Source organism: Modicisalibacter ilicicola DSM 19980 (genome assembly GCF_900128925.1).
GTDB lineage: Bacteria > Pseudomonadota > Gammaproteobacteria > Pseudomonadales > Halomonadaceae > Modicisalibacter > Modicisalibacter ilicicola.
Genome location: NZ_FQUJ01000016.1, coordinates 34941 through 55795, shown reverse-complemented (window position 1 = coordinate 55795; position 20855 = coordinate 34941). Strand labels below are relative to the sequence as shown.

18 protein-coding genes are annotated in these 20855 nt (G+C 64.2%); 6 read left to right on the top strand and 12 right to left on the bottom strand.

The genetic code is table 11. The features are described 5' to 3' along the window. Positions 1-42 precede the first annotated feature (42 nt). Positions 43-1296, top strand: coding sequence for an ABC1 kinase family protein (locus BUA41_RS15735; RefSeq protein ID WP_072824585.1), 1254 nt, complete (start codon positions 43-45; stop codon positions 1294-1296). Between the two features lie 6 nt (positions 1297-1302). Here BUA41_RS15735 and BUA41_RS15730 read toward each other — a convergent pair whose 3' ends face one another. After that, the gene (locus BUA41_RS15730) at positions 1303-3213 is read right to left on the bottom strand and encodes a coiled-coil domain-containing protein (RefSeq protein WP_072824583.1); all 1911 of its coding nucleotides are present in this window, start codon (positions 3211-3213) and stop codon (positions 1303-1305) included. A 149-nt stretch (positions 3214-3362) separates the two neighbouring features. Between BUA41_RS15730 and BUA41_RS15725 the strand changes: the two genes are divergently transcribed. Beyond that, on the top strand, positions 3363-5186 hold the full coding sequence (locus tag BUA41_RS15725) for an SEC-C domain-containing protein (protein WP_072824580.1): 1824 nt from the start codon (positions 3363-3365) through the stop codon (positions 5184-5186). Between the two features lie 15 nt (positions 5187-5201). On the opposite strand, the gene BUA41_RS15720 is transcribed toward BUA41_RS15725, so the two are convergent. Next, positions 5202-6575: an AmpG family muropeptide MFS transporter gene (locus BUA41_RS15720; RefSeq protein ID WP_072824578.1), complete on the bottom strand. Its 1374-nt coding sequence runs from the start codon at positions 6573-6575 to the stop codon at positions 5202-5204. A 149-nt stretch (positions 6576-6724) separates the two neighbouring features. Between BUA41_RS15720 and rfaH the strand changes: the two genes are divergently transcribed. Together rfaH and ccoM are read left to right on the top strand one after the other, a co-directional pair. Beyond that, a complete protein-coding gene (gene rfaH / locus BUA41_RS15715) occupies positions 6725-7270 on the top strand; it encodes a transcription/translation regulatory transformer protein RfaH (protein ID WP_072824576.1) in 546 nt (181 codons plus the stop codon). Positions 7271-7500: 230 nt separating this feature from the next. Further along, on the top strand, positions 7501-7623 hold the full coding sequence (gene ccoM, locus BUA41_RS19615) for a cytochrome c oxidase subunit CcoM (protein ID WP_281247856.1): 123 nt from the start codon (positions 7501-7503) through the stop codon (positions 7621-7623). Between the two features lie 93 nt (positions 7624-7716). Here the strand turns inward: ccoM and BUA41_RS15710 are convergent, their stop codons facing one another. The 10 genes from BUA41_RS15710 to BUA41_RS15665 form a co-directional block, all read right to left on the bottom strand. Beyond that, positions 7717-9237 (bottom strand): putative bifunctional diguanylate cyclase/phosphodiesterase, encoded by a 1521-nt coding sequence (locus BUA41_RS15710; protein WP_175546994.1) that lies wholly within the window; start codon positions 9235-9237, stop codon positions 7717-7719. A gap of 122 nt (positions 9238-9359) precedes the next feature. Then, on the bottom strand, positions 9360-9980 hold the full coding sequence (locus BUA41_RS15705) for a lytic transglycosylase domain-containing protein (protein ID WP_245791939.1): 621 nt from the start codon (positions 9978-9980) through the stop codon (positions 9360-9362). Continuing rightward, complete coding sequence (locus BUA41_RS15700) at positions 9961-11682, bottom strand: proline--tRNA ligase (protein ID WP_072824572.1); 1722 nt, start codon at positions 11680-11682, stop codon at positions 9961-9963. The genes BUA41_RS15705 and BUA41_RS15700 overlap by 20 nt, the downstream gene beginning before the upstream one ends. A gap of 135 nt (positions 11683-11817) precedes the next feature. Further along, positions 11818-12717 carry an N-acetylmuramoyl-L-alanine amidase gene (locus BUA41_RS15695; RefSeq protein ID WP_281247855.1) on the bottom strand — a complete coding sequence of 300 codons (900 nt, stop codon included), beginning with the start codon at positions 12715-12717 and terminating at the stop codon, positions 11818-11820. Between the two features lie 44 nt (positions 12718-12761). Beyond that, complete coding sequence (locus BUA41_RS15690; protein WP_072824571.1) at positions 12762-13499, bottom strand: DUF3307 domain-containing protein; 738 nt, start codon at positions 13497-13499, stop codon at positions 12762-12764. Positions 13500-13514: 15 nt separating this feature from the next. Beyond that, positions 13515-14156: a hypothetical protein gene (locus tag BUA41_RS15685; RefSeq protein ID WP_072824569.1), complete on the bottom strand. Its 642-nt coding sequence runs from the start codon at positions 14154-14156 to the stop codon at positions 13515-13517. A gap of 245 nt (positions 14157-14401) precedes the next feature. Next, the gene (locus tag BUA41_RS15680; RefSeq protein ID WP_072824567.1) at positions 14402-15577 is read right to left on the bottom strand and encodes a vWA domain-containing protein; all 1176 of its coding nucleotides are present in this window, start codon (positions 15575-15577) and stop codon (positions 14402-14404) included. Between the two features lie 3 nt (positions 15578-15580). Further along, positions 15581-16438 (bottom strand): AAA family ATPase, encoded by an 858-nt coding sequence (locus BUA41_RS15675; RefSeq protein WP_072824565.1) that lies wholly within the window; start codon positions 16436-16438, stop codon positions 15581-15583. Positions 16439-16506: 68 nt separating this feature from the next. Continuing rightward, positions 16507-17445 (bottom strand): GGDEF domain-containing protein, encoded by a 939-nt coding sequence (locus BUA41_RS15670; RefSeq protein ID WP_175546993.1) that lies wholly within the window; start codon positions 17443-17445, stop codon positions 16507-16509. Positions 17446-17600: 155 nt separating this feature from the next. Further along, positions 17601-19400: an ABC transporter transmembrane domain-containing protein gene (locus tag BUA41_RS15665; RefSeq protein WP_072824561.1), complete on the bottom strand. Its 1800-nt coding sequence runs from the start codon at positions 19398-19400 to the stop codon at positions 17601-17603. Between the two features lie 208 nt (positions 19401-19608). Between BUA41_RS15665 and BUA41_RS15660 the strand changes: the two genes are divergently transcribed. Both BUA41_RS15660 and BUA41_RS15655 read left to right on the top strand, forming a co-directional pair. Then, complete coding sequence (locus tag BUA41_RS15660) at positions 19609-20160, top strand: O-acetyl-ADP-ribose deacetylase (RefSeq protein ID WP_072824559.1); 552 nt, start codon at positions 19609-19611, stop codon at positions 20158-20160. After that, complete coding sequence (locus BUA41_RS15655) at positions 20157-20729, top strand: NnrU family protein (RefSeq protein WP_072824557.1); 573 nt, start codon at positions 20157-20159, stop codon at positions 20727-20729. The genes BUA41_RS15660 and BUA41_RS15655 overlap by 4 nt, the downstream gene beginning before the upstream one ends. The last annotated feature ends 126 nt before the right edge of the window (positions 20730-20855 follow it).

Sequence of the window (20855 nt, the reverse complement as noted above, 5' to 3'; positions counted from 1 at the left end):
AGGTGTACGATTGCATGAATACCGTACAAGGCTTGTATCATTATGCGCGAACGCGGACGTTCCCGGCGACTATTGGGGCTTGGAGCAAGAACCGGTGGTGCAATGCTGCGAAGCCGGTTGGGCGGCAAGACGGATTGGCGTGCGCTGGGGGAAGCCCTTTTCGAGGGGTTGTCGGAACTCAAGGGGCCGGCGATGAAACTGGCTCAAATCGTTTCCCAGTGGGACGATCTGCTGCCGGCGGATCTTGCCGACGAGCTGGCTCGCCTGCAACGCCAGGCGGAACCCATGCCTTGGGCGCGCATTCGCGAGAGCTTGGAAGCCCAGTACGGCGAGCTGGAGCGGGTTTTCACCGATGTCGAAACGGCCCCGTTTGCCAGTGCCTCCATGGGTCAGGTGCACCGAGCCCGCACCCTCGATGGCGAGACCGTGGTGCTCAAGGTGCAGTACCCGGGGCTCGCCGAAGTGCTGGAAAGCGATCTCGCCCAGGTGCGAAGAATCCTCAGGCTCGGGCGCTGGTTCAAGGTACCCCAGGCCCGGCTCGACGCACTGTTCGAGGAGCTTGCCGCGAGCCTGCGCGGCGAACTCGACTACCGTGCCGAAGCCGAGGCACTGGCGCGCTATCGCTCGCGTTACGCCCACCTCGATTGGCTGGTTGTTCCCCAACCCCTGCTTTCGCTCAGCGGCGAACGAGTGCTCGCCATGCAGTACGTGGCAGGGACACCCCTGCGCGATCTCGAGAGCGCGGACGATGCCTTGCGCCAGCGGGTGGCGGGACATCTGGCGGACTGGCTGACCGACGAGCTTTTCACTCACGGTGAGCTGCATGCCGATCCGCATGCCGGCAATTTCGCCCTGGACGATCGAGGCCGGCTGGTTCTCTACGACCTGGGCGCGGTGATCCCGGTACCCCAGGCACGTCTGGTGCAGATGGTCGAGTTGCTGGAGGCGACCCTGGTCCAGGACCCCATGGCCATGGATCGGGCGCTGCGCAAGATGGGGGGGCGTCAGGGGGAGGGAGCGCCGTTGGCGCTGTACCGTGAATCGGCACAAGCCATTGCCCCGCTGTTCGCCCCGGGGGTGCAGGACTTCGGCGACATTCGCGTGCATCGACGCCTGCGCGAGCTCAGCCCCCGGGTCTGGGCGGCGATGGATCGCCTACAGCCCCCGGCGGATACCTTGCTGCTGTCGCGCACGCTGAATGGCCACTACTGGAATCTGGTCCGTCTCCAGGCGCGGCTCGACATGCATTCCCGTAGCCAGCCGTTGATCGCCTGGGCGAGTGGCGCCGGTTCCTGACGCTTCTCATCGAAGGGCTCGGCGCGCCTGCACCAGTGCGCGATACCAGTCGCGATGGGGTGCGTTGACCACCGCCGGTCGCTGGCTCAGGTAGCTCACGTTGCGGGTATCGCCCCGGGACGTGTTGGAGAGGTAGTTGGATAGCATGTTGAGGGTCGCTTCCCGGGCACCGTACTGGTTGATGAGAAACGTCTGAGCTCCCGGGTCGAGCTCGACCCGGTAATGACGCACCAGTGCCACCGCCAGGGATTCTGCGGTGCGCGAGAGATCGACATCGATCTCCCGGACCATCGCCGCACCCAGCGCCGCCTTGGCCGCCGCCGAGAGATTGGGTTCGAGCTGACCGAAATCAGCGGCATTCGAGCCGTTGATGGCGCGTTGCACCTGGGGTCGTGAGAGTTGGATATGAGGCTCCAGGGCCAGGGCGATCTCGATGGCCAGACGTCTGGAGGCGTCTATCCCCGTGGCCAGCAGACGCTCGCGATCGACGAAGTGGGGGTTGCGAAGCTGCTGGTGATCGATCTGTATGGTCTTGATGTGCCGGTCGAGGTGCTTGCAGACCTGCGCCTTGGCAGCATCGTCCAGGGCGATGACATGTTCGCGGATGCGCAATCCCCGGCGTCCCGGGCCCAGTCGCAGGCGCGTGTCGCCGTCGGCCAAATCGGCACTGATGGCGTCCCAGTGCTGCGAAGCCTTGAGCAACTGAGCGTGGCTGCGTCCCGCCTGTTCGTAGGCGTTGAGCGCCGTCCGATAGAGGCGCAGGGCATTGGTGAGCAGATCGGCCTTGGCGCGCAGGGAGGCGCGCCGTTCCGTCTGGCCAGCGTTGACTGCCTGGGCGAGATGCTGGATCTGCTCAGCCAGGGCGTCCATCGCCTGCTGCGAACGCTCCAGCAGTATCTCGGCGCGCAGGCCCCCGGCGGCGTCCTCGACCAGGGTGCCGGACTGCTCGGCTAGATAGGCGGTCAGGGCCTTGAGGCGCGACAATCCGGTGGCCTGGGCGATACGATGCTGAGCACGGGCCTTCTCGAGGTTGTCGAAGGCCTGGGCCAGACGCCAGCGGCCACGATACTCGAAGGTCAGCATGGGGATCTTGCGGCCGCTGATCAGCTCGAAGGCCAGAATCAGCATCTCCTCGACGTCCTGCAGGGTCATCAGCAGTTCATTGTTCTGCTCGATGGCCGCCAGTACCCGTTCGATGAAATTGTCGTCCCGGGCCACTCCCCGGCGCAGGTCCGGCGCCTGGCCCTCGAAGCGCTGACGCAGCAAGGCCGTCGCCTCGGGAATCAGAGCGGCGAGTTCGTTGAGTTGAGGATCGATGGTTTCCCGGTAGAGCGCGATCAGGTCGCGAATGCGTGCATGCTGTCCCACCCGTCGATAGATATCGATCTGGGCGATGATACGCGCGCTGTCGCGATCGTCGAGCAACTCGATGGCTGCCAGTTCCACCCCTTCCGGCGACAGGTCCTGCTTGCGCAGCAGCATGGCCGCTGCTTCGCGTCGCCGGGCATCTCCCTCCAGGCTTTCGACGATCAGATTGCGGGTCGCCAGCAGAAGATCCGGGAGGCTCTTGATGACCCGTTCGATCTTGCCGGCGGTCCTTTCCGCCTTGCGTCCGCCGGCGAGGTTGTGCACGACATTGGCGATGATGCCCGCCGCCCCGGTGATCACCGTGTAGGAGATGAAGAAGATGTAGTTCTCGGCGGTGGGCGCCTTGCCATAGCCCAGCAGGAAGCCGCCCCAGGCACCGAGCAGGGTGACCGGCCCGGCGGTCCAGAGGATCTGCAGGAGGCTGATCGTCCAGGGTACCTTCTCCACCGCCGAGGTGATGCGTCGAATCTCGTCCCGGCCTTCTCGTTCCAGACGGATCTGGGGCGTCTCGGTAGTGGTTCTGGCCGAGCGGCGAAAGGGCAGTCGCACGTCTTGGGTCCTTGGCGATAGGGATGTAACGGCGAGAAGCCCCGCTCTGGTGGGCTACCCTAGCACCCGCGATCGTGCCTCGCCAGAGCCGCGTCGTGTGAGCAGGAAAGCGCGCGTGCTAGAATGGCCATTTCGACAACGGAGGTGCGATGCTGGCGATGTGGGTGGAACAGCTCTTGAGCTATGCCGGCGGCGCGCTGATCGCCATTCGCGATGATGAGCACTACCCATCGCTGATGGTCTGGGCCAGGGACGAGGGCGTTCGGCGCCTGGCCGGCGATCTGGCGCTGGCCCAGGCCCTGGCGCCGGAGCTGTGGAATCAGACGCCACTCGAACGGCTGAACTTCGACACCGAACCCCTGGCGCGCCCCGAGCCCAACGAGCCTTGCTGGTGCGATTCGGGACGCAAGAGCCGCGACTGCTGCGGGGCCGTCACCCTCCCAGGCCCGGTGCCCGAGCATCTGATGTGGATGCTATCCCTGCGCGAATGGAAGGGCGCGACGTTGAAAGCGGCGCTGGCAAGCGGGCGTGCGCCTGCCCAGGCGCTGCTCGAGGCCGGTCTGATCGCTGCGGAGGGTGGCCAGCAAGGTCGCGCCCAGCAGATTCTCGAGGCACTCTTCGGGGTCTCCGACTGGAGCCTGCTGCCCGAGCAGACCGAACCGGCCCTCGAACTGCTGATCGATCTCTACCAGGAGCGCGGCTTCCACCGCAAGAAGGCGGCACTGCTCGACGGCGTGCTCGAGCGCGGGCCGCTTTTCCTGCGTGGCGTGGCCCTGGAAAGGCTCTGCCTGATGCATCTCGACAGCGATGACCTGGCCAGCGCCCGGGAAGCCTTCGTGCGTGCCCAGCAAACGCTGCCGGACTCCCCGACGCTCGCCTACATCGAAGCAATGCTCCTGCTTCACGAAGGTCACCCCCAGGAAGCCAGCGAGCGAGCGCGTTTCTGGTTCCGTCGCCTGGCCCGCCACAGCGATCTCGATCCCGAACAGCTGCAGTTTCTTGCCGACCTGGCAGAGAACCCGGGGGCCACCCTGGCCGAGCAGATGGTCAACTCCGAGGAAGCGCTGGCCACCCCGTTGACCAACCTTCAGGCCCTGCTCGAGACACTCGACGGTGCACCTCGCCTGAGCCTCGAACATGGTGTCGATGGCCACCTCGAATACCATACCAGCGCTCGGGAAGACACGCTGTATGCGGCTTGGCAGGCTCACTTCGTCATCGAGGTCGACGAGGATGCCGCCCTGGGTTTCAAGGACGATCCCTGGCCTCACGCTGCGGATTGGCTCGACGAGCTGTGCGCTCACCCCGAATGGCTCGATTCGCCCCAGGTCGTCCAGGCCCTGGTCATCGCCCTGGCGAGCCGCTTCGGCAGCCTGCCCTGGATGGCGGAAACCTTCTTCGTACCCCTCGCCGCTCGCTTCGAACGCTGGCTCACCCAGGTCGAGGAGGCGGGGGGGCGTTTCGCCTGGGACGATGCGGACAACGCGCTGCTGCTACGGACAGGGCTGGCGCTGGTCGTGGGGATGGAGCGCGGCTCGCGTCGGCGGTCGCGCCAGCTGGCCGAGCGTCTGCTGGTGCTCGACGACCAGGATAGCCTGGGACTGCGCGAGCTGGTTCTCGATCAGCTGCTGCGCGAAGGTCGCGACGAGGAAGCCGTGGTCCTGAGTGACCAGCGCGATCCCGAAGGGGAAGAGCCGCTATTGGGCGTTCTGATGGGGCGCGTGCTGGCCCTCTACCGGCTACAGCGCCATGAGGAAGCCAGGAATTCGCTGCGCACCGTGCGCGAGCTCAATGGCCACGCCATCGCCATGATGTGCGCCCCCAACCCGCGTCCGGTGCCCCTGGCCCTGGAGGTGCCGGAACCGGGAACCAAGGCCGAAGCCTGGCAGTATCGGGCGCTGATGCGCGATCAGTGGGCTGCGACACGGGGCGCGCTGGAATGGCTGGCTCGACAGCAGAAGGAGCTCGACTGAAAAGGAGTCCCGGGCTCAGCCAGCCTCCATGACCTGCCCGCGATCCGGCATCAACTGCGGGTCGCGACTGATGCGCCAGGCCAGCCAGACCGCTGGCAGGCCCATCAGCGCCGCCAGCAGGAAAAACACCATGTAGCCCTGCTCGGCGACCACCATGCCGGAAAAGCCACCGATGAACTTGCCGGGCAGCGTCATGAGCGACGAGAACAGGGCGTACTGGGTCGCGGTGTAGGCGCGGGAGGTCAGGCTCGAGAGGAAGGCGATGAAGACCGTGCTGGCCAGTCCGTTGGCCAGGTTGTCGCCCATGATCGTGATCACCAGCATCGGCAGCTCCGCACCGATCAGCGCCAGGACGGCGAACAGCAGATTGGTCAGCGCCACGATGAGAGCGCCACCGATCAGCATCGGCCCGATGCCGTAGCGCACCACCAGCAGTCCCCCGACGATGCCGCCGGCGATGCTCATCAAGATGCCGAACACCTTGGTCACGTTGGCGATCTGCGAGAGCGTGAAACCGAGATCGATGTACAGCGGATTGGCCATGGCCGCCATCGACAGGTCGCTGATGCGATAGATGCCGATGAAGACCAGCAGCCACAGGGCGCGTCGCCCATAGCGCGAGAAGAAGTCGGTGAACGGGCAGACCACCGCACCGATCGACCAGGCGCCCAGCCGACGCCACAGACGCGCTCGGCCCCGGCTGGCACGCAGGAAGGCGCGTACTCGAGGCTCATGAATCAGCTGTATGCCCAGGGGCGAGCGAGGCGGTTCGGGGCGCAGCAGTACCGTGAGCATGCCCACCCCGACCAGACAGGCCATGGTCAGATAGGCCCAGTGCCAGGACGCCAGGTCGGCGACGTAGAGCGCTCCGGCCCCGGCGGCCAGCAACCCGCCGCGGTAACCGATGATATAGGTCGAGGCCATCGCCGCCTGCACCTCTTCCTCGGCGGATTCGATGCGAAAGGCATCGATGACGATGTCCTGGGTCGCCGAACCGAAGGCCACCAATAGCGCGAAGCCGGCGATGGCAGCCAGACCGGCCCGCGGGTCGGTATAGGCGAGGCCCACCAGGCCGGCGGCGATCATGGCCTGGGCCAGCAGCATCCAGCCGCGGCGCTGACCGAACAGCCGGGTCAGGCCGGGCAACGGCAAGCGATCGACCACCGGCGCCCAGAAGAACTTGATCGAATAGAGGATGCCGATCCAGGAAAAGAAGCCGATCGCGGCGACCTCGATGTCGACATCGCGCAGCCAGGCGGTCAGGGTCGAGAAGACCAGCAGAAAGGGCAGGCCGGCAGAGAAGCCCAGGAACAGCATGGTAATGACCGGCGCTTGCAGATAGACGGTCAGCGCATCCCGCCACGAACGGCGCGCGAGAGAGCGGGTCATTGGTAGGCTCCTGCCATCAGAAAGGTCCTTGGTGAGCGGGCGTGAATCGCCGAGCTTGGCAACGGTGTTAGACTGCTGGACAACTTACGTGCTCCGTGCCTGGTAGATCAATGCCTTGCCACGGAGCAGGCCTCTAGCTATGGAGTGTTATGAGCGATCAATCTGCCGATGACGAGTTTTTCGAGGGCGACGCAACGCCTCGCTGGTACTTGATCCAGTGCAAGGGAGGCGAGTCCTTTCGTGCTTCGGAGCATCTGAACAATCAGGATTATGAGGTGTTTCATCCGGTGCTTCAGGTGCAGAAAAAGCGCCGCGGCAAGCTCGAATGGCTCGATGAGCCGCTGTTTCCGTACTATCTGTTCATCCGCCTGGACCGGCTGGCCAGCAACTGGCGTCCCATTCGTTCGACCCGAGGGGTACTCAGGCTGGTCGGCTTCGGCAACGAGCCCCTGCCGGTGGCCGACGAGTTGATCGATGCCTTGCGCAAGAGTTCCCTGGAAACCGCTTCTTCCCGGGATGGCAACGTCTATTTCCGCGCCGGCGAGATCGTCGAGATCACCGAAGGCCCCTTTCGTGCGCTTCAGGCAGTTTTCGAAAGCCAGAAAGGCGAGGAACGGGCCATCGTGCTGCTCAACATGCTGCACAACCAGCAACGCCTGGAAATGCCCGTTCACCATTTGCGCCGTCAGGAATGATTCCCGCGCAAGGATATGCCATGACCATCGCCGCACCCCGGGCGGTGACCGTGCATTACACCTTGCCCGAGTCGAGGATCGCCAGGGCCCTTGGCTGCCCTGAACATGATTCAAGTCAAGTTTTGTTCGTCTCCCTGTCGAGCACGCCCGAATACTTGATTCCAATCAACATCCCTGCGTGCTCCGTCTTCTAGAGTGGCTTCAACGAACATGAGGAAGGAGGTATCACCATGTACTGGGATGAAGCTGTCATTTTCGGGCTGGTGACCGTCGGCATGATGATCGCCTTCATGGGGGGATTCGCCGCCTTCATCATTCGCGATCAGAAACGCAAGGGCAAGCGTCTGCCCTGAGGTTCTTCGGGAAAGACTTGTCAGCGTGATCGCAGGATTGTCGTCAGGGGAGGGGGCTCCGCCCCCTTGTAGCCGGCCTTCGGGTCGGCTTTTTTAGGTCTGCACGACACGCAGGAAGGAGGGCGGGGCCGAGGCTCGGTACTCCTTGAGCCAGGGAATGACTCGATCCGCATCCATGGCGCGCGAGATCAGATATCCCTGGGCCTGATCGCACCCGGCCTTGGCCAGCAAGGCCAGCTGCTGCGGCGTCTCCACACCCTCGGCGATGACTTCCAGGCCGAAGTCATGCGCCAGGGCGATGCTCGAATTCACGATCATGGTGTCTTCTCGCTGCGACGGCAGACCCATGACAAAGGACTTGTCGATCTTGAGTACATCCAGCGGCAAGTGGCGCAGCTGAGCCAGGGAGGAATAACCGGTGCCGAAATCGTCGATGGCCACTCGGATGCCCTGATCACGCAGCTCTTCCAGCAGGCGTGCCGCCAGCGCCGGATCGAGCATCATCGTCTGCTCGGTGATCTCCAGCATCAGGTGACGTGCAGGGAGGCGTCGGCGGTTGAGCCCGGCCAGTAGGCGCCCGGCAAGCTGGGTATCGTCGAGATCCACGGCGGAAAGATTGACGGCCACATCCTCGGCGTAACCATGGACCTGCCACTCGGCCATGTGATCCATCACACACTCCATCATCCAGCTGCCGATCAGGGCCATGTGTCCCGAGTGCACGGCCAGGGGAAGGAATTCGTCGGGTTGCAATAGTCCCAGGGAAGGGTGCTGCCACTGCAGCAGGGCCTCGAAGCCGGCCACCTGGCCATTGGCGATACGAATCTTGGGTTGATAGACCACCTTCAGTTGCTGGTGCTGAACGGCATGCACCAGGTCCTGGAGAAGTCGCTTTTCTCGCTCGTGGCGATGGTCGAGCCCGCACTGATAGACGTGAAAGCCATCCCGGGATTGCCGTGCCTGTACAAGGGCGATGGAAGAGCGATACAGCAGCTGATGAACGTTTCGGCCATCCTCCGGGCCTTGCAGTATCGCCAGGGCGATCGTGGGAATCAGCGAGGTCCCGGAAAGCTGCAGCGGCTGGCCGAGGTGCTCGCGCAGCTGCTCGAGAAAGGCGGTCCCCACGATGGGCGGAGACACCAGCATCAGGAACTCGTTGCCGCCCAGGCGATAGAGGCGTCCATGATGGTATTCCAGCCGGATGAGGCGCTGGGTCAGGGCGACGAGCAGTTGATCGCCGATATCGTAGCCCAGGGTCTTGTTGATTCGCTTGACGTTGTCGATGCTCAGGCGGATCAGCATGAACGCCTGGTCGGCGTCGAGAAGCTTTTGCATCTCGCGCTGGGCGGACGATTGGCTGGCAATGCCGGTGAGCGGGTCGGTGTGGCGAAGCTGCAGGCGAGCAAGCAGGGCAAGCAATCGACTCTGAAGCCGGCTCGCGCGCCTTTCCTGGCGGGGCCGACGCCGTGATGCCCTCAAAAGCGGTTCAGCACCCCGGCTGGCGCCCACGGCAAGAAACAGAAGTAGGAGCCCGAGGCCCCGGCTCAGCGAGGCGAGGGTAACGACGATATAGCGTCTTGCGCGCCAGACCCAGGCGTAATTGAACGCGTTCAAGAAGTTCTCGATAGTGACAAGAGCGGTTTTTGCAGAAAGCACACATGAGACAACAACGGCTGGCATCGGTGCCAATTCGATTCGCAAACGACCAGTTCACGTTGAGGTAACAAAGGCTGCGTTCACGGCGATGCGCCGAGTGTATCGCCCTGCCACTCGCGGGGCGCTCGCCAGCGGGTCGACCAGGCCCGCATGACGCGTTCGGGGTACCAGGTCTGTCCAAGGCTGCCGTTGTAGCGTGCCAGGGCGCGGGTCAGGTCGCCCTCTTCCACGCGCAGATAGTGTGCCAGGATGGTGCAGCCGTAGCGCAGATTGAGAGCGGCATCGAAAAGATCATCCTCGGGCCGGCCGATGACCTCCTTCCAGAAAGGCATGATCTGCATGAGTCCCTGGGCGCCGGCGGAGGAGACGGCCGTTGGGTCGAAGGCACTCTCCACCTGGATGAGCGCCAGCACGAGTTCCGGTGACAGGCCGGCCAGAGCCGCCTCGAGTCGAACACGGTCGAGCAGGTCGGGGTATTGGCCGTTGCCCGGGGCGATTCGGTCGAGACGCGGCTGCATGGCACTCAGCCAGCGTCGGGACTGGGTATCCCGCTCCTTTTCTTGCGACGCCCTGACCGTGGACGCCAGGGTATCGAGGAGGGTAGAGGGAATGCTCTCGGGGGCACGCGCGGCACCTGTCGCCGATGAGGACAACAGGGCCGCAACGAGTCCAACCAGAAGGCTATGCTTGAAGGCGCTCACGCAGGAAATCGATCAATTCGTCCGCTGGGACCATGGTAGTGTTATCGTCACGACGGCCCTTGTACTCCAGTTCGCCGTTGTCCAGACCGCGATCGCCGATCACCACGCGGTGCGGAATGCCGATCAGTTCCTGATCGGCGAACCTGACCCCGGGGCGTAGGTCACGGTCGTCGAGCAGCACGTCGATGCCCTGGGCGGCGAGTTCGCCGTACAGGCGTTCGGCGGTCTCGCGCACGCGTACCGACTTGTGGGCATTCATCGGCACCAGCACCACCTCGAAGGGGGCGATGGCGTTGGGCCAGATGATGCCGTTGGCGTCATGGTTCTGCTCGATGGCGGCGGCCACCACCCGGGTCACCCCGATACCGTAGCAACCCATCCACAACGGCGTGGCCTTGCCGGTTTCGTCGAGCACCGTGGCGTTCATTGCCTCGGAATACTTGGTACCCAGCTGGAAGACGTGACCGACCTCGATGCCGCGCTTGATCGAGAGCGTGCCCTTGCCATCCGGAGAGGGATCGCCGGCCACCACATTGCGCAGGTCGGCCACCTTGGGCAGCGGCACGTCGCGTTCCCAGTTGATGCCGAAATAGTGCTTGCCGTCGCTATTGGCGCCGGCACCGAAGTCGCTCATCAGGGCCACGCTGCGATCGATGACGATCGGCATGTCGAGGTTGACCGGCCCCAGGGAGCCGGGCCCGGCCCCCACGACTGCACGGATCTCGTCTTCCGTCGCCATGGTCAGGGGTGCGGCGACCTCGGCCAGGTTCTCGGCCTTTATCTCGTTGAGTTCATGGTCGCCGCGAACCAGAAGGGCGATCAGGCCGCCCTCGGCAGCATGCACCATCAGCGTCTTGATGGTCTTCTCGATGGGCAGGCCGTGCTGCTCGACCAGGGTAGCGATGGTCCGGGCGTTGGGCGTATCCACCAGGCGCAGCTCCTCGGTCGGCGCTGGGCGAGTGGCCTGGATGCCCATGGGGACGGGCAATGCTTCGGCCATCTCGATGTTGGCGGCGTAGTCGGAGTCGCTGGAGAAGGCGATATCGTCCTCGCCGGATTCCGCGAGCACGTGGAACTCGTGAGAGCCGGTGCCGCCGATCGCGCCGTTGTCCGCCAGTACCGGACGGAAGTCGAGGCCCAGGCGCGTGAAGATACGCACGTAGGCGTCATACATCACCTGGTAGCCCTCCTTGAGCGAGGCTTCGTTCGCATGGAAGGAGTAGGCGTCTTTCATGATGAATTCCCGGGAGCGCATCACCCCGAAGCGCGGCCGGATCTCATCCCGAAACTTGGTCTGAACCTGGTAGAAGTTCATCGGCAACTGCTTATAGCTGCCGATCTCGCGACGCGTCAGATCGGTGATCACCTCCTCGTGGGTGGGACCGATGCAGTAATCGCGCTGATGGCGGTCGATCACCCGCAGCAGTTCGGGACCATACTGTTCCCAGCGCCCGGACTCCTGCCACAGCTCGGCGGGTTGCACCGCCGGCATCAACACTTCCTGGGCGCCGGCCCGATTCATCTCCTCACGCACGATGCGCTCGACCTTGCGCAAGGTACGCAGACCGACGGGCAGCCAGGTATAGAGCCCCGATGTCAGGCGACGAATCATGCCGGCGCGCAGCATCAGCTGGTGGCTGACGATTTCGGCGTCGGCCGGGGTTTCCTTGAGGGTGGCGATCAATAGCTGACTGGCGCGCATGGGGTAGAAGGTTCCTTGATGGCTTGTCGGCGTGGCGGCTCGCCACGGTGGTGACGTATCGGATGCATTGTACGGGCAAGCCCTGATGGCAGCAAAAGTCGAGGAAAGCGCGTGCGGGAGAGCGTGGCCACCCCGCTATTGGTATTCGTCGGTCTCGTCGTCGTCGCCTTCCTCGGCGCGGTAGCGCTCGCGCAGCGCCCAGGCGATCGCGGCGGTTTCCGCATCGGGAAGGCCGCGATAATCGCGTGGCCGAAAATGCATCTGGAATGCTCTCAGGACATGGCGCGTCTGGGGGTCGAGCTCGCCCGTCACCGCCACGGGATAGCCGTAATCGGCAAGTGTCGACTGCAACTCGGCCAGGGATGGCGCCTGCCGGCTGAAACGGTCGCGATAGTGCGCCACCCTGTCGGCCTCCGGCCAGGCGCCGATGCCAGCCTGATAGAGCCGGTGCCAGGGAAAAAGCGGGCCCGGGTCGATCTTGCGGGAAGGGGCGATATCTGCGTGACCGACCACGTTGGTGGGGTCGATGTCGTATTGGGCGATGATGTCCCGGGCAAGGCGAATCAGGGTATCGATCTGGGCCTTTGGGTAGGGCGCCCAGTGAATGGCGTCCTGGCCCTCGGGCCGGCCCTCGAGCAGTTGCTCGACCTGCACGAACGGGCGGTCGGGCCCCAGGTTGACGATCTCGATGCCGATCGAGGTGTCGTTGATGTTGCTGCGCTTCTTCCAGGCGCTGTCGCCGGCATGCCAGGCGCGACGGGATTCGTCCACCAGTTGATAGACCAGGGGCTGCCCGCGGGCGTGCCGGGCTGGCAGGGGAAGCAGGTAGTGGGCGCTGACCCGGGAGCCGGTCAGCGTCGTCAGCGAGCGCGACTCGTTGCCATCGGTGTAGTGAATCACCAGATGGCGTATGCGGCTTGAATGGGAAGGTGCTACCTGCCGCTGGTCGACGATATAGCCGGGGCGCTGTTCCAGGCCGCTGCAGCTCGCCATGACGAGGGTGACCACCATGATCAGCAGCAGTGGTGGGCACACCCTGCAGCGTGGGAGCCGACTTCGAGAAAAATAGGCGGACAAGGTCATGGCATCTGGAGTAAGTAGCGCAGGGCGAGCCCCAGCAGCAGGGTCAGGGAAAAGCTGAGCATGGTGCCCAGCAGCACATACTCCGTGAGCTTGCGATCGCGGTCCTCGCGCAGGTCGCCGAAACGCAGTACCGACTTGGCGGCCAGCAGAAAGCCGATGGGGGTGAATTCTCCGCTCAGCACGAAGGTCAGTACCAGGAAGCGTTCCAGCATGCCGATTCTTGCCCCGGCATCGGCCAGGGTGCCCCGGTTGTCGACCTGGGCACTCCAGCGCTGCATCACCAGCGCGACGAGGATCGACAGCGGGCGCGTGATCAGCACGTAGGCCAGCAGGATCGCCAGCGGTTCGGGGCGCAGCAGCCAGGCCTCCAGCGCGGGCATAGGCTCGGGCCGCGCCAGCCAGCGCCAGGCCAGCAGGATCACCAGCAGATGCAGCGTCTGGTCGATCAGAAAATAGCGGACCTGGTCGGGGGTGTAGCTCTTGAGGATGTCGATGAGCAGATGGCTGACGCCGATGGCCAGTGCCGCCAGCAGCGCGGCCCCCAGCGCCTGTCCGCTGACCAGCATGGCGACCAGCGCCAGTAGCGCATGCACCCCGGCATGCTGGTAGACCGCCGGAGAGCGGTAGCCTAGCTGCTGCTTGCTGCGCACCCACTTCTTGCCCTGCAGCAGGAAGTCGCCGGCCAGATGGGCGAGCAGCAGCAACAGCAGTAATGAGAGAGCCGAAGACGTCATGGCAGTTCCCTTTATTCAGCGCTTCGCTTGCTTCAGCTTCGAGGCGGTGTAGGCCAGGTAGTCGCGAATCAGAGGCCAGCGCGCCGCTGCGAGGCGACGATTGATGGTTGGCTGGGCACGGCCGAGGCGACGTGCCAACGCCTGCTGGGACTCGTCGTGCAGCAGGCTCAGCGACACCACCTCCGCGGAGAAGCGCGACCAGTGGCTGAGTATGTCGTCCGCGAAGCGCGTTACCAGCGTCAGTGTCACGTCGAGTTCGGGCGAAGAGGTGACGATCGCCAGGCGGTCCGTCGTGTCGCTCAGCTCATCCAGACGTCGGCCCGAGAGTATGAAGGCCTGGCCGTCGGCCTGCGCGAAATGCTGGGGGTCAGGAACTTCACCGGTTCCCACGCCGACGGCGATGCGCGCATCCCACATGGCCTGGCGGGAGGGCGACTGCTCTATCAGGGCCGCGCGAAGCAACACCGCTGCGGTCATGCTGTTGGCTGGATCGGGAAGCACGACCTGGAAACCATCGCCTCGGTAGCGGTCGCTGAGCGCATCGAAGCGGTTCTCGAGCAGTTCCAGGACCCGATCCAGGGTGCTGCCAAGCCGGGATTTGTCCTTGATGCGTTGCGAACCGACCACGTCGCCGGTCAGTACCCCGATAGTCGCCATTCTCTCCATTTGCCTCGAGTCGCGATCGCCTTAAAACGCTATATTGGCAGATTATAGCCGTAAAAAGCTATATATAGTGATAGCTAAAAAATACTATTAGTCAATATTATAGCTTTAAATAGCTATAATTGCCCATCCAGAGAAAGCGATGTGAAGCAAATTCTGTAATTATATACAGTATCAAAAGCCAGGCAATTACCGCGCGAGCCTTTGTTGTATCGGCCTGTAACAGTCGGTGTCGCGGCTCAGCGCACGAGTTCCCGGGTGGCTTCCTCGAGCCCCTGGAGCGTGGTGGGATACATGCGGTCATCGATCAATTCGCGAATCAGGCGAGTGGAGGGGGTGTACTCCCAGGCGCGGCGTGGCAGCGGGTTGAGCCAGGCAAGCCTGTTGAACCTGCCGGTGAGTCGCTGGAGCCAGACCGCGCCGGACTCGTCATTGAAATGTTCCACGCTGCCGCCGGGGTGGGTGATCTCGTAAGGAGACATGGCGGCATCGCCGACGACGATCACCTTGTAATCCGTCCCGAAGGTGCGCAGCAACTCGAACGTGCCGAGACGCCTGTCCCGCCGACGATTGTCCCGCCACACCCCTTCGTAGAGGCAGTTGTGGAAGTAGAAGTGCTCGAGGTGCTTGAACTCGCTGCGACAGGCCGAGAACAGCTCCTCGCAGACGCGGACATGATCGTCCATCGAGCCGCCCACATCGAGCAGCAGCAGCACCTTGACCGCATTATGGCGTTCCGGGCGCATGCGGATGTCGAGCAGGCCGCTGTCCCGGGCCGTGGCCTCGATGGTGCCCTCGATGTCGAACTCTTCGCCGGCACCGCTGCGGGCGAAGCGCCGAAGCCGGCGCAATGCCATCTGCATGTTGCGGGTACCGAGTTCCAGGGTGTCGTCGTAGTCACGGAAGTGGCGCTCGTCCCATACCTTGGCCGCGCGGCGATGGCGGGAACCGTCCTGGCCGACGCGGATCCCCTCCGGGTTGTAGCCATAGGCGCCGAAGGGGCTGGTGCCGCCGGTACCGATCCACTTGTTGCCGCCGGCATGGCGCTTCTGCTGCTCCTCCAGGCGCTGCTTGAAGGTCTCGATCAACTGTTCCAGCCCACCCAGGGACTGGATCCTGGCCTTTTCCGCGTCGGTGAGCGAACGCTCGAACTCGCGGCGCAGCCAGTCGTCGGGGATCAGGGACTCGATGGCCGACTCCAGGCTCTCGATGCCTTGAAACCAGGCGCCGAAGGCGCGGTCGAACCGGTCGTAGTAGCGCTCGTCCTTGACCAGTATCAGGCGCGCCAGGCGATAGAAATCGTCCGCGTCGGCAAACACGATGCCACGCTCGACCGCGGCATGCAGGTCGAGCAGCTCGCGCAGGGAGACCGGCACACCGGCACGCTTCAGGGTGTCGAAAAGGCCGATGAACATGACTCAGCGACCCTGGCCGCCGCGTTGGCGGCGCATCATGAAGGCCAGTCGATGAAGCAGGGCGGTGTCCTGCTCGTTCTTGACCAGGGCTCCGGCCAGGGGCGGTATCGCCTGGCTCGGGTCGCGCTGGTAGAGCGTCTCCCGGGACAGTTCGTCGGCCATCAGCAGCTTGAGCCAGTCGATGAGTTCCGAGGTGGAGGGTTTCTTCTTCAGTCCCGGTACCTCGCGCAGGTCGAAGAACACCTCCAGGGCCTGCGCCACCAGCCGCGATTCGATCTCCGGGAAGTGTACATCGACGATGTTCTGCATCGTCTGGTGGTCCGGAAACTCGATGTAGTGAAAGAAGCAGCGGCGCAGGAAGGCATCCGGCAGTTCCTTCTCGTTGTTGGAGGTGATGACGATGATCGGCCGGTGGCGCGCCCGCACGGTCTGGTCGGTCTCGTAGACGTAGAACTCCATGCGGTCGAGTTCCTGGAGCAGGTCGTTGGGGAACTCGATGTCCGCCTTGTCGATCTCGTCGATCAGCAGCACCACGCGCCGATCGGCTTCGAAGGCTTCCCAGAGCTTGCCGGGCTTGATGTAGTTGCGCACCTCGTGAACGCCCTCGATGCCCAGCTGGGAATCGCGCAGACGGCTGACCGCATCGTATTCGTAGAGCCCCTGATGGGCCTTGGTGGTGGACTTGATGTGCCAGGTGATGAGGCGGGTGTCCAGCGAATGCGCCAGTTCCTCGGCAAGCAGGGTCTTGCCGGTGCCCGGCTCTCCCTTGATCAGCAGTGGTCGCTCCAGCGTTACTGCGGCATCGACGGCCAGGCGTAGCGCGTCCGTGGCGATATAGGTCGACGTTCCTGCGAAGGCCATGGGCTTCTTCCCTGTTGAAAGATGTCGACCGAGTGTACGAGAGGGCTTGCGCCATCTCAATCGAGGGATCAGTGCAGCATCGAGTCCAGGTTATCGCGCATCTCGGGGTTCATCTCGCAACACAGGACGCGATTGCGCCCCTGATCCTTGCACCGGTAAAGCGCCGCGTCGGCACAGGCGATCAGGGTCTCCGTGTCGATCTGGGTGCCGGCCTCGGCGGTGGCCACGCCGATGCTGACCGTCACCACGGGGCTTATCGGTGACGCGGGGTGTCGAATGCCCACCGCCTGAAGCATGCTGCGCATGGCTTCGGCCAGGTCCATGGCGACCGCCTTGTCCGCATCGAGCAGCACCACGAGAAATTCCTCCCCGCCGTGGCGAATGACGATGTCCGTTTCCCGGCGGAAGGTATCGCGCAGCACGTTGGCGATCTCGACCAGGCAGCTGTCGCCGGCGGCATGGCCGTAATGGTCGTTGTACTGCTTGAAATAATCGACGTCGATCATGAGCATCGACAACGGCGTCAGGCGCCGGCGCGAGATGGGCAGCGTCATTTCCAGTCGCTGATCGAGCAGACGGCGATTGCCCAGGCCGGTCAGCGGATCGATGAGAGATTGCACGCGCAGGAGCACGTTCTGACTGCAGAGGGTTTCCAGCAGGCGATGGATCTCCTCGGTCAGCACGGTGATGTCGTCCGCGTTCTCGAACAGTTCGGTGGGGGGCGTTCTGACGGGGCCCTGCTGCTGGTGTTTCACGTAGTCGACCAGCAGGTGTACCCGATGCAGGAAATAGCGCTGCAACAGGATGACCAGTACCACCAGAAGGGTCAGGAAGAGGGCGCCGAGGCTGCTCAGCAGGGCCAGCATGCTGGCGCTGAGGAAGGCGCCATCCGGGACCAGATAGGCGCGGGCGTGCCACCACAGCAACAGGCCCGAAACCACCAGCTGACAGATCAGGGCCGGTAGGATGTAGCGATGAAACAGCAGTCTGGTCGGTAAGAACCCCATGGCCCGTCCCTGTCCTGTGGCCGATATCATGCCGAACATGGGGCGTCCATCTCGACCGGGACACGCACGCACTATCGACTCACTCTACTCTATCGGCAGAACCGGGGCGGTCTTGAACGGCGTATGGGCGAGCGCAGGCACTTTTCGGGCATAGTCTAGCGATGATACCCCGTAGGCTCCTTGGTGGATAAGGCTCCGGTGCCTCCGTTCAGATCGAACTGCAGGCTGGCCAGGTGGCGGTAGAGGGCGTTGCTCTCGAGTAGCTCGGTGTGGGCACCCGCGCCTACCAGCCGGCCGTGATCGAAGACCAGCAGGCGATCGGCGGCCACTACCGTGGCCAGGCGGTGTGCCACGACCAGGCTGGTGCGGCCGACCATCAGCCGGTCCAGCGCTTCCTGTACCAGTCGCTCGCTTTCGGCATCCAGGGCGCTGGTCGCCTCGTCGAGCAGCAGTACGGCCGGGTCGCGCAACAGCGCTCGGGCGATCGCCAGACGCTGGCGCTGGCCTCCCGACAATTGCACGCCCCCCGGCCCCAGGTAGGTGTCGAAGCCGTTGGGCAGGGCCAGGATGAAGTCCAGGGCGTTCGCGTCGCGTGCCGCCTCCCGAACGGCCTCATCGCTGGCCTCGGGTGCCCCGTAGCGAATGTTGTCTGCGGCGGTGCCGGTGAACAGCACCGGCTCCTGGGCGACCATGCCGATCGCCCGGCGCAACTCGGCAGGATCGAGCTCGCGAAGATCCACGCCATCCAGCATCAGTCGGCCTTCCTGAGGGTCGTAGAAGCGCAGCAGCAACTGCAGCAGCGTACTCTTGCCCGCCCCCGAGGGGCCGACCAGGGCGATCCGTTCACCGGCATGGATATGCAGATCGATGGCTGCGAGCACTGGCGACTCCGGCCGGCTTGGATAGCTGAAACTCAGGTTCTCGATGACGATCTCGCCGCGAAGCGGGGAGTCCAGCGAGACGGGGGTCGCCGGTGCCCGGATCTGGGCCTTTGCATCGAGCAGTTCGAGCAGGCGTTCGGCGGCCCCGGCGGCGCGCTGAACATCTCCCGCGACTTCGGCCAGCGCCGCCACGGCGCCGGCGGCAAGCACCGCATAGAAGACGAAGGCCGAGAGTTCCCCGGCGCTCATGTCACCGGCGAGCACCGCGTGGCCACCCTGCCACAGCATGACGGCCACCGCGGCGAACACCGCCAGCATGGCGAGGCCGGTCAGCCAGGCACGCTGGCGCGTGCGGCTGATGGCGACGGCGAAGGCGGATTCCACATGCCGTGCATAGTCGCGGCGATCGGTTTCCTCGTGCCCGAACGCCTGCAGGGTGCGAATGCCTGCCAGGGCTTCCCCGGCATAGCGGCCCAGTTCGGCAACCCGGTCCTGGCTATGGCGCGACAATCGGCGGACTCGCCGGCCGAACCACAGGATCGGCAGCACCGTGGCGGGAATGCCCAGCAGCACCAGGGCACTCAGCCAGGGCTGGGTGATCAGCATCAGGATGACCGCCCCGATCAGCATCAGCAGGTTGCGCAGGGCCACCGACAGTGACGAGCCGAACAGGCTCTGCAGCACGCTGGTATCCGCGGTCAGGCGCGACTGGATCTCGCCGGCGCCATTGCGCTCGAAGAAATCGGGTTCCAGGGTCAGCAGATGATCGAACACGCGACCGCGCAGGTCGGCGGCCAATCGCTCGCCGATCCAGGTCACCAGGTAGTAGCGTGTCGCCGAGGCCACGGCCAGCAAGGCCACCACGGCGATCAGGCCGGCCAGGGCCTGGTTGAGGCTGGTGACATCGCCGTCCATGAAGCCACGGTCGATGACCAGGCGCAGCCCCTGGCCCATCAGCAGCACGCTCCCCGAGGCTACCAGCAGGGCGATGCCGGCGCCTGCCAGGCGCCAGCGATAGGGGCGTAGCAGTGACAGCAAGCGCAACAGGATGCGCGGGTTGGGGCGAGAAGTCATTGACGTTTTCCGACAGGCGGCGATAGGGGAGTCCTTCTATCGACCTTACCAGCGCTTGTGTCGGTGGTCATTCCAATGATATGCCGCAAGAACCTATCATCAGGAGATCGAGTTGAACGCTGCCGATTGCGACGCAGTCGCCAGGCGCAGCAATTATTCTCAGGAATGAGGCAATATCAACTTCATTCAGGCAAAGCCAGGAGGAACGATGGACAAGGACCTGTTCGCACGCCGGGTCAGCGTAATCACCGGCGACATCACCCGGCTCGAGGTGGACGCCATCGTCAACGCCGCCAACCATTCGCTGATGGGCGGCGGGGGCGTGGACGGCGCCATTCACCGCGCCGCCGGCCCCGAGCTCAAGCAGGCCTGCCAGCGTCTGCGCGACAGCGACTGGCCCGACGGCCTGCCGGACGGCGAGGTCGCACTGACCGACGGCTTCAAGCTGCCGGCGCGCTACGTGATCCACACCGTAGGCCCGGTCTACGCCAAGACCAAGGACAAGTCGCACCTGCTCGCCAACTGCTACCGCAACGCCCTGGCGCTTGCCGCCGAACATGACTGTCGCAGCATCGCCTTCCCGGCGATCTCCACCGGCGTCTATGGCTATCCCTTCGACGAGGCGGCGCGGGTGGTGCTCGACGTGCTGGCCGAAGCGTTGCCGCGCCACGAGCTGGACGTGATCCTGTGCTTCTTCGGCGAGAAGGATGCCGAGGCTTTCAAGGCGGTCATGCGAAAGGCCGAAGGAGAAACGCCATGACGATCCTGATACTGGGTTTGCTGCTGTTCTTCGTTCCTCATGGCGTCGCCATCGTCAGTGCCGACTGGCGCGACGCCCAGGTGCGCCGTTTCGGCGAACTGCCCTGGAAAGCCGGCTATGGATTGATCTCGTTGCTGGGACTGGTGTTGATCGTCTGGGGATACGGCATGGCGCGCCAGACACCGACCCTTCTATGGACCTCGCCGACGGGAATGCGGCATCTCACTGCTCTGCTCATGCTGCCGGTATTTCCGCTACTGGTGGCCGCCTACGTGCCGAGTCGCATCAAGCGCTGGACGCGTCATCCGATGCTCATCGCGGTAGTGCTCTGGGCGCTGGCGCACCTGCTGATCAACGGCACCCTGGCCGATCTTTTGCTGTTCGGCGCCTTCCTGGTGTGGGCAGTGCTCGATCTGCTGTCGTTTCGCCGACGCCATGCGCGGGCCGTGCCCAGCGTGCCGGTAAAGCGCGGCGGCGACGTCGTCGTGATCGTCGCGGGATTGGCGCTCTACGTCGCCTTCGTCTTCTGGCTGCATGTCTGGCTGATCGGTCGTACGGTGATGGGGTAGTTGCGGTGTAACGCCAAGCGACTCGGCCCCGAGTCGTTGATCAGGTATCGGCGCTGAAGTCTCAACGACCACTATCCCTGTCTTTCCCGATCGATGCGTATGATGCGCTTGCGATATTAGCGCTGC